This window comes from Oleiphilus sp. HI0080 (genome assembly GCF_001635135.1).
On sequence record NZ_LWFU01000168.1, the window covers coordinates 1 to 450 of the forward strand.

The window sequence follows — 450 nt, forward strand, 5'->3', positions numbered from 1 at the left end:
TCAAAATAATCCAAAGCTTGTAACGTAAAACGAAGTTTTGTGTGTGAAGTGTATCTTTGGGCGCGCGATATCACACGGTGTAGCAAGCCGTTCCGGCAGGATCTGACAATCTGCGTCATAATCTTACTCGTCAAGTTCATTGCGCTGCTCAGGTGACTGAAGTAGCTAAGTATCATAGAGGTAAGGTATGAGTGTTCTTCCCCGATCAGCGATTCGATTACTAGAGCTACAAGCTGTTCCACTAAGCCAAGTTGGTGTAGATAACCCTGAGCTATCAGCAGGTGATGAAACGAAAAAATCAACGCGTGGCTTGTTAGGTAAGGTCAAAATAGGGCTTAAATCAAAGTCGAAGGTTGAACCGATTCACAGCAAACGAAAGCAGCGATACACTTTCAATATGGCAGCGTGGTTACGGTTTGGTTTGTCCGATGAGAATCGCCTCGTGACACT

Annotated in this window: 1 protein-coding gene; it reads left to right on the forward strand. The window is 44.9% G+C overall.

Features of this window, described 5'->3' with window-relative positions; translation table 11 throughout:
- Window positions 1–187: 187 nt before the first annotated feature.
- Window positions 188–450, forward strand: a 263-nt coding sequence (locus A3751_RS01890) for a hypothetical protein (protein WP_156492188.1), incomplete at its 3' end; no start/stop codon positions are given.